Source organism: Sphaerisporangium rhizosphaerae (assembly GCF_042665155.1).
Taxonomy (GTDB): Bacteria; Actinomycetota; Actinomycetes; order Streptosporangiales; family Streptosporangiaceae; genus Sphaerisporangium; species Sphaerisporangium rhizosphaerae.
On record NZ_JBHTCG010000030.1, the window covers coordinates 101136 to 114105 of the forward strand.

7 protein-coding genes are annotated in these 12970 nt (G+C 72.7%); 4 read left to right on the forward strand and 3 right to left on the reverse strand.

The genetic code is table 11. The annotated features are described in order from the left end of the window. Positions 1-262: 262 nt before the first annotated feature. The 3 genes from pulA to ACFQSB_RS31705 all read left to right on the forward strand — a co-directional run bounded on the left by pulA (position 263) and on the right by ACFQSB_RS31705 (position 9447). Positions 263-6076 carry a pullulanase-type alpha-1,6-glucosidase gene (gene pulA, locus ACFQSB_RS31695; RefSeq protein ID WP_380830528.1) on the forward strand — a complete coding sequence of 1938 codons (5814 nt, stop codon included), beginning with the start codon at positions 263-265 and terminating at the stop codon, positions 6074-6076. 24 nt (positions 6077-6100) lie between these two features. Continuing rightward, positions 6101-7888 carry a carbohydrate-binding module family 20 domain-containing protein gene (locus ACFQSB_RS31700; RefSeq protein ID WP_380830529.1) on the forward strand — a complete coding sequence of 596 codons (1788 nt, stop codon included), beginning with the start codon at positions 6101-6103 and terminating at the stop codon, positions 7886-7888. A 485-nt stretch (positions 7889-8373) separates the two neighbouring features. Then, complete coding sequence (locus ACFQSB_RS31705; RefSeq protein WP_380830530.1) at positions 8374-9447, forward strand: hypothetical protein; 1074 nt, start codon at positions 8374-8376, stop codon at positions 9445-9447. A gap of 18 nt (positions 9448-9465) precedes the next feature. Here ACFQSB_RS31705 and ACFQSB_RS31710 read toward each other — a convergent pair whose 3' ends face one another. The 3 genes from ACFQSB_RS31710 to ACFQSB_RS31720 all read right to left on the reverse strand — a co-directional run bounded on the left by ACFQSB_RS31710 (position 9466) and on the right by ACFQSB_RS31720 (position 11824). Continuing rightward, entirely contained in the window at positions 9466-10347 is an 882-nt protein-coding gene (locus ACFQSB_RS31710) for a GNAT family N-acetyltransferase (protein WP_380830531.1), read from the reverse strand. A 107-nt stretch (positions 10348-10454) separates the two neighbouring features. After that, the gene (locus tag ACFQSB_RS31715) at positions 10455-11225 is read right to left on the reverse strand and encodes a type 1 glutamine amidotransferase (RefSeq protein ID WP_380830532.1); all 771 of its coding nucleotides are present in this window, start codon (positions 11223-11225) and stop codon (positions 10455-10457) included. Positions 11226-11236: 11 nt separating this feature from the next. Further along, complete coding sequence (locus tag ACFQSB_RS31720; protein WP_380830533.1) at positions 11237-11824, reverse strand: TetR/AcrR family transcriptional regulator; 588 nt, start codon at positions 11822-11824, stop codon at positions 11237-11239. A gap of 84 nt (positions 11825-11908) precedes the next feature. Here ACFQSB_RS31720 and ACFQSB_RS31725 point away from each other — a divergent pair, with 84 nt between their 5' ends. Then, on the forward strand, positions 11909-12778 hold the full coding sequence (locus tag ACFQSB_RS31725) for an aldo/keto reductase (protein WP_380830534.1): 870 nt from the start codon (positions 11909-11911) through the stop codon (positions 12776-12778). The last annotated feature ends 192 nt before the right edge of the window (positions 12779-12970 follow it).

A 12970-nucleotide genomic window follows, 5' to 3' on the forward strand; every position in this document is an offset into this window, starting at 1 on the left:
GCCGAGGCCACTCATGCCCGGCGAGTTAGCAATTTTCAGGAAATTTCTGAAAGGCATTGCATAGATCTGAGCGACTGAGTAACTTCCGGGCAACAACCCTGAAATACGACACGCGGAGGCCCTTGTGGTCCGGCCACTCCCCCCACGGCCCGCGAGAAGGTCGCCCGTCCGCGGGCCGGCCCGCTTACCGGTGGCCGCGGTCCTCACAGCGCTCCTCTGCACGGCACCCCTGGCCGCCGTCCCCCCGGCCTCCGCGGCCTCCGTGGCGTCAGCGGGTTCGCCCGGCGTTCCGGCCGCCCAGAAGGCGCTGGTGTCGCCGCTCAGCCGGACGGCGGAGCCCTCGGACAAGGACCTCGCGCGCGACGCGCCGCGCACCCGGCTGACGCGCGAGCGGTTCTACTTCGTGATGACCGACCGGTTCGCCAACGGCGACCCGGGCAACGACAGGGGCGGTCTGACCGGCGACCGGCTCGCCACCGGGTTCGACCCGGCCGACAAGGGCTTCTACCAGGGCGGTGACCTGGCCGGGCTGCTCGGCAAGCTCGACTACATCAAGGGCCTGGGCAGCACCGCGATCTGGCTGACCCCGGCGTTCAAGAACCGCCCCGTGCAGGGCACGGGCGCCGACGCCTCGGCCGGGTACCACGGCTACTGGATCACCGACTTCACCTCGATCGACCCGCACCTGGGCACCAACGCCCAGATGAAGCGGCTCGTCCGCGAGGCCCACGAACGCGGCATGAAGGTGTTCTTCGACATCATCACCAACCACACGGCCGATGTCGTCGACCACAAGGAGAAGACCTCTGCCTACCGCTTCAAGGCCGCCTATCCCTACGTCGACACCTCCGGCCGGCCCTTCGACGACCGCGACTACGCGGGCGGGACCGCCTTCCCCAAGGTCGACGCCGGCTCCTTCCCCTACACGCCGGTCGCGGCCAAGGGCGTGAAGACCCCGGCCTGGCTGAACGACCCGACGATGTACCACAACCGGGGCGACTCGACGTTCAGCGGCGGCGAGACCGACGAGTACGGCGACTTCTCCGGCCTGGACGACCTGTGGACCGAGCGTCCCGAGGTCGTCAAGGGCATGACCGACATCTACCGGACGTGGGTCCGCGAGACCGGCATCGACGGTTTCCGCATCGACACTGCCAAGCACGTCAACATGGAGTTCTGGCAGCGGTTCTCCCCCGCCCTGCACGAGTACGCCGCGAAGCGCGGCCAGGACCGCTTCTTCATGTTCGGCGAGGTGTACTCCGGCGACCCGGCGGTGACCAGCCGTTACTCGACGCAGGGCGGCATGGACGCGACGCTGGACTTCCCGTTCCAGGAGGCCACGCGGTCCTACAGTGGCGGCACGGCGGACGCCTCCCGGCTGGCCCGCCTCTACGCGGGCGACGACTACCACACGGCCGCCGACCGCGACGCCGCCTCGCTGCCGACCTTCCTCGGCAACCACGACATGGGACGCATCGGCCGGTTCGTCGCCCAGGATGCCCCGGGCACGACCGACGGCGAACTGCTGCGGCGCGACCTGCTCGCCCACGAGCTGATGTACCTGACGCGGGGCCAGCCGGTGGTGTACTACGGCGACGAGCAGGGCTTCACCGGCAAGGGCGGCGACAAGGACGCACGGCAGTCCATGTTCGCCTCGAGGACGCCGAGCTACCTGACCGACGACCTGATCGGCACGACCGCGACGCACGCGCAGGACAACTTCGTCCCCACCCATCCGCTGTACCAGGGGATCGCGGCGCTGGCGAAGCTGCGGGACGCCCACCCCGCGCTGGCCGACGGCGCGCAGGTCGAGCGCCTTGCCACCGGCGGCCTGTACGCCTTCAGCCGCATCGGCGCCAAGGAGCAGGTCGAGTACGTCGTCGCGGTGAACAACGCCGAGACGCCCGCCTCGGCCGCCGTGCCGACCTACTCGGCGGGCATGGGCTTCACCCGCGTGTACGGCGAGGGCCCCGCGACGGCGGCCACCGGCGCCGACCGCGCGCTCCGGGTCACCGTCCCCGCCCTTTCCGCGGTGGTCTACCGCGCCTCCGGCAGGCTCGCCGCCCCGGCCACCGGGCCCGCCGTGTCGATCACGCTGCCGGGCTCCGAGATCGGCGGCACGGCGGCCGACGGGCGCGTCCCGGTGACGGCGACCGTGCCGGGCGACGGGTTCGACCAGGTGACCTTCGCCGCCCGGGCCGGCGCGGGCCCCTGGAAGGTGCTCGGCACCGACGACGCCCCCACCGTGTCCGGCGCGGGCCGCACGTTCCGGGTGTTCCACGACCTCACCGGGCTGGCCGCGGGCACGAAGGTCGCCTACAAGGCGGTGGTGAAGGACTCGGCCGGCCGGTTCGCCGCCGCCTCCGCGACCGCCACCGTGGCGGCGCCGCCCACCCCGGAGGAGCCCGGGACGCTCACCCGCGACTGGCTCGTCGTCCACTACCGGCGCGCGGACTACGACGGCTGGGGACTGCACGTGTGGGGCGATGTGGAACAGCCCACCGAGTGGGGGACGCCGCTGGCGCTGACCGGCGAGGACTCCTTCGGCCGCTTCGCCTGGATCAGGCTGAAGCCCGGCGCGGCGAGCGTCGGCCTCATCACCCACAAGGGCGATGAGAAGGACGGCGGCGACCGTGCCGTCGACCCGCGCAAGACGGGCGAGGTGTGGCTGACCGAGGGCAGACCAGAGGTCTCCTCCTCCCGTGCCGCCGCCCAGGGGTACGCGACCGTGCACTACCACCGCCCCGACGGACGGTACGACGGCTGGGGGCTGCACCTGTGGGGCGACGCGGTCGCCGACGGGGTGGGCACCGACTGGGCGAGCCCCCGCGCGCCGGACGGCGCCGACTCCTACGGCGCGTACTGGAAGGTCCCGCTGAAGGACCCGTCGGTCCCGCTGAACTTCATCGTGCACAACGGCGACGCCAAGGACCCCGGCCCCGACCAGTCGTTCGTCCCGGCGGCGCGGCCCGAGGCGTACGTGAACTCCGGCGAGGCCACCCTCCACCCGACGCGCGCCGCCGCGGAGAACGTGGCGATCCTGCATTACCGGCGCGCGGACGGGAACTACGACGGCTGGGGACTCCACGTGTGGAACGGGGCCGCCCAGCCGACGGAGTGGGCGGCCCCGCTCCCGCCGGCGGGCGAGGACGACTTCGGCGTGTACTACCGCGTGCCGCTGGCCGAGGGGGCGACGAGCCTGAGCTACATCATCCACAAGGGCGACGACAAGGACCTGCCGTCCGACCAGTCGCTCGACCTGAGCGCCACCGGCCACGAGGTGTGGCGGCTGGCCGCCGTCGAGGGCCACCTGCTGCCGCAGCCGCCGGCCCGGGGCGCGGACGCCGACCTGTCCAAGGCCGCGGCGCACTGGATCGACCGCGACACCATCGCCTGGAACCTCACGCCGTCCACCGCCTCGCACTACTCGCTGGCGTTCTCCGCCGAGGGCGACATCGCCTACGACAAGGGCGACCTGACCGGCGACCTGCGGCTGATCCGCCTGTCCGGCGGGGACGCACTCACCGACGCGCAGAAGGCGAAGTGGCCGCACCTGGCCTCCTACGCGGCGCTGAAGGTCGACCCCCGCGACGCCCACCTGGTCGGGCAGGCACTGCGCGGACAGGTCGTCGCCGTCGAACGCGACGCGGCCGGGGTGCTGCGCACGGCGACCGGCGTGCAGATCCCCGGCGTGCTGGACGACCTGTACGCCGCGGCGGCGTCCGCCCAGCTCGGGCCGGTGTGGCCGTCCTCGGCCTCCTCGGCCTCCTCGGCGTCCTCGGCGTCCTCGGCGTCCTCGGCGTCCTCGGCGTCCTCGGCGTCCTCGGCGTCGTCGGCGTCCCAGCTGAACGCGGCCTCGGCCTCGCCGTCGGTGTCGGTGTGGGCGCCCACCGCGCGCAAGGTCGAGCTGGCGCTCTACCAGGGCCCGTCCGGCGGCGGGCGCACCGTCCACCCGATGCGCCGCGACGACGCCACCGGGGTCTGGTCGGTGCGCGGCCTGCCCACCTGGAAGGGGCTCTACTACACCTTCCTGGTGACCGTGTACGCCCCGGCGGCCGGCACGGTGGTCACCAACGAGGTGACCGACCCCTACAGCGTGTCGCTCGCGGCCGACTCGGCGCGCAGCCAGCTCGTGGACCTGTCCGACCGCGCGCTGCGGCCCGGCGGCTGGACGACGCTGCGCAAGCCGAAGGCCGTGCCCCAGGAGAGGGCGTCCATCTACGAGCTGCACGTGCGCGACTTCTCCGCCTCCGACGCCACCGTCCCGGCGCCGGAGAGGGGGACCTTCGCCGCGTTCGCCCGCGACTCGGCGGGCATGAAGGAGTTGCGCGCGCTCGCCGCGGACGGGCTCACGCACGTGCACCTGCTGCCCGCGTTCGACATCGGCAGCGTCCCCGAACGCCGGGCCGACCGCACCGAGCCCGAATGCGACCTGGCCGCGATGCCCGCCGACTCCGAGGGGCAGCAGGAGTGCGTGGCGAAGACCGCCGCCACCGACTCCTTCAACTGGGGATACGACCCGGTCCACTACACGGTGCCCGAAGGCTCCTACTCGACCGACCCGGACGGGCCGCGCCGCGTCGAGGAGTTCCGTTCCATGGTCGCCGGGCTGAACGGGGCCGGGTTGCGGGTCGTCATGGACGTCGTCTACAACCACACTTTCGCCGCCGGCCAGGACCCGAGGTCGGTGCTGGACCGCGTCGTGCCCGGCTACTACCACCGGCTGCTCCCGGACGGCACGGTGGCCACCTCCACCTGCTGCGCGAACACCGCGCCCGAGCACGCCATGATGGACAAGCTGGTCGTCGACTCCGTCGTCACCTGGGCCAGGCAGTACAAGGTCGACGGCTTCCGGTTCGACCTGATGGGCCACCATCCGAAGGCGAACATCCTGGCCGTGCGGGCGGCGCTGGACAGGCTGACGCTCGCCCGCGACGGCGTGGACGGCAGGTCGGTCATCCTGTACGGCGAGGGATGGAACTTCGGGGAGGTCGCCAACGACGCGCGGTTCGTCCAGGCCACCCAGGCGAACATGGCCGGCACGGGCGTCGGCACGTTCAACGACCGGCTGCGCGACGCCGTGCGCGGCGGCGGGCCGTTCGACGCCGACCCGCGCGTCCAGGGCTTCGGCTCCGGGCTGGCCGGGGCGCCGAACGGGTCGCCGGCCAACGGCGACACCGGGCAGCAGCGGGCCCGCCTCCTGCACTACCAGGACCTGATCAAGGTCGGGCTGTCGGGCAACCTGCGCGACTACCGGTTCACCGCCTCCACCGGGGCGCAGGTCACCGGCGCCCAGGTCGACTACAACGGCTCGCCCGCCGGGTACACCGCCGCGCCCGGCGAGGCGGTGAGCTACGTCGACGCCCACGACAACGAGACGCTGTTCGACGCGCTCGCCTACAAGCTCCCGCAGTCGACCTCGATGGACGACCGGGTGCGCATGCAGGCGGTGGCGCTCGCCTCGGCGGTGCTGTCGCAGGGCACGGCCTTCGTGCACGCCGGCAGCGAGCGGCTGCGCTCCAAGTCGCTCGACCGCAACTCCTACGACTCCGGCGACTGGTTCAACCGGCTGCTGTGGGACTGCTCGGCGGGCAACGGCTTCGGCGCCGGCCTGCCGCCGAAGGCCGACAACGAGTCCAAGTGGCCCTACGCCCGGCCGCTGCTGGCCGACCCGGCGCTGCGGCCCGGCTGCGCGGCGATCGACGCGGCGCGGGCGCGGTTCGGCGAGCTGCTGAAGATCCGCTCCTCCTCCCCCGCGTTCTCGCTCGGCTCGCTCGCCGAGGTGCAGCGGCGGCTGTCCTTCCCGGTGAGCGGCGCCGGCGAGACGCCGGGCGTGGTCACCATGCACCTGGACTCCTCCGGCGCCGACCCGCGCTGGAAGTCGGTCACGGTGGTGTTCAACGCGACGCCGGACACCCAGGCGCAGACCGTGCCCGCGCTGAAGGGCGCGCGGGTCGCCCTGCACCCCGTCCAGGCCGCCTCGGACGACCCCGTCGTCAGGCGGTCGGCCTTCGACCCCTCGACCGGCACCCTGACCGTCCCGGCCCGCACGGTCGCGGTCTTCGTCCGGTCGTGAACCCTCCCACCCTGGAGGCCCCACGTGAGATCGTGCGATCCCCCCGCCCCCGCCCGCTCCGTCCGCGCTCCTCGCCCCCGCCGCGCCGGGCTCGGTTCCCTCGCCCTGTCCGCCGTCCTGACCCTGCTGACGGCCTCGGCCGTCGTCCCGCTGACCGGCGGCCCCGCGCAGGCGGCCCCCTCCGGCGCCAAGGACGTCACCGCCAACCTGTTCGCCTGGAACTGGCCCTCGGTCTCCGCCGAGTGCACCAACGTGCTCGGCCCCGCCGGGTACGGAGCGGTGCAGGTGTCGCCGCCGCAGGACTCCCTCAAGCGGGCGGGCGCCCACTCGTGGTGGGAGCTGTACCAGCCGGCCGCCTACGACCTGACCGGCAGGCTCGGCAGCCGCGCCCAGTTCTCGGCGATGGTGCAGGCCTGCCACGCGGCCGGGGTCAAGGTCTACGCCGACGCCGTCATCAACCACATGACCGGCCAGGGCTCGGCCTCCTACGGCGGGAGGACCTTCTCCAAGTACAACTATCCGGGCACCTACTCCTCGGCCGACTTCCACTACTACCCGGGCGCCTGCGGCAACTCCGACGGCACCATCCACGACGGCGACTACGCCGGCAGCGCGCGCAACGTGCAGCAGTGCGAGCTGTCCGGCCTGGCCGACCTGGACACCGGCGCCGGCTACGTGCGCTCCCGCATCGCCGCCTACCTCAACGACCTGGCCGGCCTCGGCGTGGACGGCTTCCGCGTGGACGCGGTCAAGCACATGAGCCCCACCGACCTGGCCGCCATCTACGGGCAGGTCACCGGCTCGCCGTACATCGTCCAGGAGGTCATCTACGGCGCCGGCGAGGCCGTCCAGCCCGGCCAGTACACCGGCCTCGGCGACGTGCTGGACTTCCAGTACGGGCGCTACCTCAAGCAGAAGTTCGAGGGGAACATCTCCGAACTGCAGACCTTCGGCGCTACGTGGGGCGGCATGCAGCCCGGCGACAAGGCCGTCACCTTCGTCGCCAACCACGACACCGAGCGCAACGGCTCCACCCTCACCTACAAGAGCGGCGCCGCCTACACCCTGGCCACCATCTTCCAGCTCGCCTGGACGCACGGCGCGCCGCAGATCTACGACGGGTTCACCTTCGGCGACAACGACGCCTCCCCGCCCTCGGACGGCAACGGCTACGTGACCGCGGCGAACTGCTCCAGCGGGTGGACGTGCCTGCACCGCGACGGCGCCGTCAACGGCATGGTCGCCTTCCGCAACGCCGTCCGGGGCACCTCGGTGGCCAACTGGAGCGCCCCGTCCGCCAACGTGATCGCCTTCAGCCGCGGCGCCAAGGGCTGGGTCGCGATCAACAACGGTTCCTCGTCCTACTCGGGCGCCTTCGCCACCGGCCTGCCCGCCGGCGCCTACGCCAACCTGACCGGCGGCGGCTCGGTGACCGTCGGCTCCGGCGGCACGGCCGTCGTCACCGTCCCCGCCAAGAGCGCGGTCACCATCCGGACCGGGGCCACCACCACGCCGCCGGCGACCGTCGCGACGTCGTTCAACGCGAACGTGACCACCGCCTGGGGGCAGAACGTCTTCGTGGTGGGCGACCTCGCCGAGCTGGGCGCGTGGAACCCCGCGAACGCGGTGGCGCTGTCGTCGGCGTCCTACCCGGTCTGGCGCGCCACGGTGGCCCTGCCGGCGGGCACGGCCGTCCAGTACAAGTACATCAAGAAGAACCCCGACGGCTCGGTCACCTGGGAGAGCGATCCGAACCGCTCCTTCACCACCCCGGCGAGCGGCACCGCCACCCGCGACGACACCTGGCGCTGACCCCGCCCGGGGCGCACGACCGGGTCAGGCGGGCGGACGCACCAGGCACCCGGCGGTCGCGCCAGCGGCCCAGGTGCGCGCGACCGGGTCAGGCGGGCGGATGTACGAGGGACCCGGCCGGTCGCGCCAGGATCGCGGCCAGCTCGGCCGGCCGGGCCAGGTGCGGGAAGTGGCCGCCGCCCCGGCAGGACGGTGACGGCGGCGCCCGGCAGCGCCACCTCCAGCCAGCGCCGGTACGCCTCACCGGGCTCGCCGCGGCGTCCGATCAGGGTCACCTCCGCAGCGTACCGACCGTCCCGGGCCCGATGACCTGCGCTTCCCCTCCGCGCCGATGCCGAGGCGCCCCATGGCGAACGACGGCGGGCCATGGCCGAGATGAGCGATCTCCCATCAGAGGTCCGGGACGGTCGGACAGGCAGAGCGCCTGGTGAAGAAATACGCGAAAGGGAGTGATGTGGCGAAGTGCCGCAAGTAGCATCGCGGGCGTGCGAATGAGCCATGTCAGCCACATTGCTGTCAGCGTCGTCATGGCCGGAGCGGTTCTGGCCGTCCCGGGAAGCGCCCAGGGGGCCGCCGGGCCGGGCAACCCCGCGGGCCGGGCCGTGGTGCCCGCGGACGGGAGGGCGATCGACACCTCGCGTCCCGACCGGGTGGTGGGGAACGGGACGCCCGCGAGTTGCACGTCGGCCGCGGTGGTGGCGGCGGTGGCCAAGGGAGGGCTGATCCGGTTCGCCTGCGGGCCGAAGGCCGTCACGATCGTGATGCGGGCCACGGCGAAGGTGCGCAACACCAGCAGGCGCGTGGTGCTGGACGGCGGCGGAAAGGTGACACTGAGCGGTGGCGGAGCGCGGCGGATCCTGTACATGAACACCTGCGACAAGGCGCAGGTGTGGACGACGCCGCACTGCGACGACCAGCAGTGGCCGCAGCTCACCGTGCAGAACATCCGGTTCGCCGACGGGAACGCCACCGGGGAGCGGGCCGAGGGCGGCGGCGGAGGCGCCGTGTTCGTGCGGGGCGGCCGGTTCAAGGCCGTGAACTCCACCTTCGTGCGCAACCGCTGCGATCCCACCGGGCCGGACGTCGGCGGCGCCGCGATCCGGACGCTGGACCAGTGGCGCGACCTGCCGGTGTACATCGTGAACAGCACCTTCGGCGGGGCCGCCGGGCAGGGCGGGGTGTGCTCCAACGGCGGGGCGCTGAGCGGCATCGGAGTGTCGTGGGAGGTGCTGAACAGCGTGTTCACCCACAACCAGGCGATCGGGCGGGGCGCCAACCCGGCGCGGGGCGGCACCCCGGGCGGCGGCAGCGGCGGTGCGATCTACGCCGACGGCAACCGGTTCACCGTGCGCGTCGCGGGCTCGATCGTCAGCGACAACACCGCGCGGGAGGGCGGCGGGGCCGTCTTCTTCGTCAGCAACGACCGGACCGGGACGCTGCGCATCGAGCGGTCGATCTTCCGCCGCAACCGCAGCGCCGGCTTCGAGACCAAGGGCTTCCCGGGCATCTTCTTCCTCGGCGCGGGCCGTCCGCGGGTCGTCTCCTCCACGCTGAGATGAGACCTCCGGCCCGGCCGGTCAGAGGTCGAGCTGGTATTTGACGGTGCGGTGGGTGGGCGCGTACCCGAGGGCGTCGTTGACGGCCCTCATGGGGGCGTTGCCGTCGGCGGTGTCGGTGAGCAGGCCGGCGAGGCCGGGGTGGCGCTCGCGCGCGGCGCGGATCGCCTCGGTCTTCATCCAGCGGGCCAGCCCGCGGCCCCGGTGCTCGGGCAGCACCCCGGTGCCGTAGTGCTGGGCGTCCCCCTTGCCGTCCCCGGGGACCACCAGCTCGGTGAACCCGACGACGGAGCCGTCGGACTCCCGCACGGCGGCGACGGTGTGCAGCAGTTCGCCCCGCTCCTCGATGGCCCGCGCCGCGGACAGCACCCGGTCGGCGTCCCAGACGTCCACCCCGAAGTCGGCCTCACCCATCGGCATGTCGGCCATCGCCCGGCGCGAGGCGGTGAAGGTGTCCAGCAGCTCGCCGGGGACGGCGCCGTCCCAGGACACCAGACGGTATCCGGGGTGCGGCTTCTCGACCGCCGCGGCCAGGGCCGCCGGGTCGGCCCGCTCCAGCGGCAGCCGCGCGAACGTGAGCGTCAGGACGGGGCGGAAGCCGTGCGCGGCCAGGAAGCCCTCGCCGGGCGCACCCTCGGGGACGTCGGCGCTGACCCGGCGGCGCAGGTTCTCCCGGGCCGCGCCGACGGCCGCCTCCAGCAGCAGGCGGCCGACGCCGGCCCGCCGCTCGGCGGGGTGGACGTTGATCTCCAGCTCGGTGAGGTGCCGCACCTCCGGCCGGGCGAACAGCCGCAGGAAGGCCGAACCCACCGGGTTCTGGGCGTCATCGGAGGCGAGCCAGACCAGGCGGCGGCCGGAGGGGCCGCGTTCGGGGTCGGCCAGCGGGGTGATGCGAATCGACACGGGGTCTCCGTCGTGGGAAGGGCGTACGAGAGGGGTTCAGGTCGGCCCATGAGTGATTATGCGCGGTTCGCAGAACGTATCCGGGCCCTCCCACCGCCGCAAAGCATTTACCCGTGATCTTCTCCCCGAGGCGCGACGGCGGACGCCCGGGGCCGGGCGGTACCCCGATGCCGGTCGCGCACGATGGAGGCGAAGCGCCGCGCCACCGCGTGCCAGGCCGCGGCGGAGGCCGGCTCGTCGGCGACGGCCGCCGCGTACAGCTCCTCCCGGTCGAACCCTTGGTCTCGCAGCTCCTCGCCGTTCCACTGGCGGATGCGCCGGGGGGTGACCTCGGGGTGGAACTGCACGCCCCAGGCGCGCGGGCCCACCCGGAACGCCTGGTAGGGGCATCTGGCGGTCTCGGCCAGCCATACGGCGCCCGGCGGCAGGCCGGTGATCGCGTCGACGTGGTGCTCGATCGCGGGCACGACATCGGGCAGGCCGTGGAACAGCGGGTCGTCCGCGGCCTCGGGCCTGATGGTGACGGCGGTGCTGCCGTGCTCGGGCGCCCCCGCGTCGGCCTGGACCTTGCCCCCGGCCACCGCGGCGAGCATCTGGCCGCCGAGGCAGACGCCGAACATCGGCACCGACCCGCGCAGGGCCTGCTCGACCAGGGAGCGGGTGGCGGGCAGCCAGGGCGCCTTCTCGTCGTCGTCGGGCATGTAGCCGCCGCCGAGGACGATCAGCCCGTCGTGGGCGAGCCGCCCGGGGACGGCGGAGCCGTCGAACGCGGTGACGACCTGCACCGCGACGCCGGCCTCCGCCAGCCACTCACCGAAGCGGCCGGGGCCGCCGTTCTCACCGTGCTGCACGACCAGCACATTTGGCACCTGCGACATGGGCACCGATGCTACCGCCGCCTCCCCACCTCACCGGCCGGGGCGGAGCGGATGCCGTCGAGGATCATCTCGACGGCGCGACCGCGTTGGGCGTCGTCGCGGTACACCCCCGCGGTGACGGCGAAGACGACGCGCAGCACGTCGTCCGCGTCGACGTCCGCGCGCACGCTGCCCGCGCGCTGGGCGCGCTGGAACAGCGGCTCGGCGAAGGCGTAGAGCGCCTTCCTGCTCGACAGGTACACCACCGACTCCAGCGGGAGGACGGTGCTGAGCACCTGCTTGGTGGCCAGGTCTTCGACGAACCGGCGCAGCCAGACGACCAGCGCGGCCCACGGGTCGGGTTCGTCGATCGACTCGCCGAAGCGCACCAGCTCGTCGACCAGCCTGAGGTAGACGCACTCCATGAGGTCGACCCGGGTGGGGAAGTTCCGGTAGAGCGTCGCGACGCCGACGCTGGCCCGCCGGGCGATCTCCTCCATCGGGACGTCCGGACCGTCCTGTGTGTACGCCGCCGAGGCGGCGGCCAGCAGCGCGTCGAAGTTGCGGCGTGCGTCCGCGCGCCGTGGCCGGCGCCGCTCGAGCAGCTCCGCCAGGTCCACGTTGAGGCTCCTCTTGAAGTGATAATCAGCTTCCGTTAATTTGATAGTTGACCTATCAGTAATCTTAGAGCAGCGAGGAACTCCATGCCCGCGAACACGATCACCATCGGCGGCGACCTGCGAGTCGGGCGCGTCGGCTACGGCGCGATGCAGCTGACCGGGAAGCAGGTGTGGGGCGAGTACCCCGACCGCGAGGGCGGCATCGCGCTGCTGCGCCACGCCGTCGACGCCGGGGTGACCTTCATCGACACCGCGGACGTGTACGGCCCGCACACGAACGAGCTTCTCATCCGCGAAGCGCTCCACCCCTATCCCGAGAACCTGGTCATCGCCACCAAGGGCGGGTTCGTGCGCGGCGGCTTCGACTACTCGACGCTCGGCGCCGTCGGCAACCCGGCCTACCTGCGCCAGGCCGCGCACCTCAGCGCCCGCCGGCTCGGGGTCGAGCGGATCGACCTGTACTACCTGCACAGCGGCACGGCCACCGACGCCCCGTTCGAGGACCAGATCGCCACCCTCGCCGCCCTGCGCGACGAGGGGGTGATCCACCACATCGGACTGTCCAACGTGACGCTGGAGCAGTTCCACGCCGCCCAGGCCATCACCCCCATCGCCGCGATCACGGCGCGCTACAACGTCAGCGCCCGGCTCGGCGAGGACCTGCTGCGCGCCGCCGAGCAGAGCGGCGCGGTCTTCTCGCCCTGGCACCCGATGCGGTTCGACCAGGGAGACGACCCGGAGCACGTGCGCGCGGTACTGGAGTCGATCGCCCGCCGGCACGACGCCACCCCCAAGCAGATCGCGCTGGCCTGGCACCTGCACCGTTCGCCGGTCACCCTGCCGATCCCCGGCACGACCACCCCGGCCCACCTCGACCAGAACCTGGCCGCGGCCCGGATCGAACTGTCCGCCGACGACGTGACCGCCATCACCGCACTGACCCAAGGAGCATGAGGAACATGACCAAGCCGACCTACTTGGTCCACGTGTCCGACGATGCCACCGCCACCGCGACCGGCCGGGGGTATCCCTCTAGGTGTGGGAAGTGATCTTGCTGGGAAGCAAGTCATCTGTGGGCGAGGGCTCACTTCTTCGGGGGATGGTCATGACGGTAATCGAGGGTGTCGGCGGCCACATGTCGACCAC

Excerpts from the sequence above, each read along its gene's own strand:
- ACFQSB_RS31715 (WP_380830532.1), bottom strand. The coding sequence starts at position 11,225 with ATGTCGCAGGTGCCAAATGTGCTGGTCGTGCAGCACGGTGAGAACGGC.
- ACFQSB_RS31725 (WP_380830534.1), top strand. The coding sequence starts at position 11,909 with ATGCCCGCGAACACGATCACCATCGGCGGCGACCTGCGAGTCGGGCGC.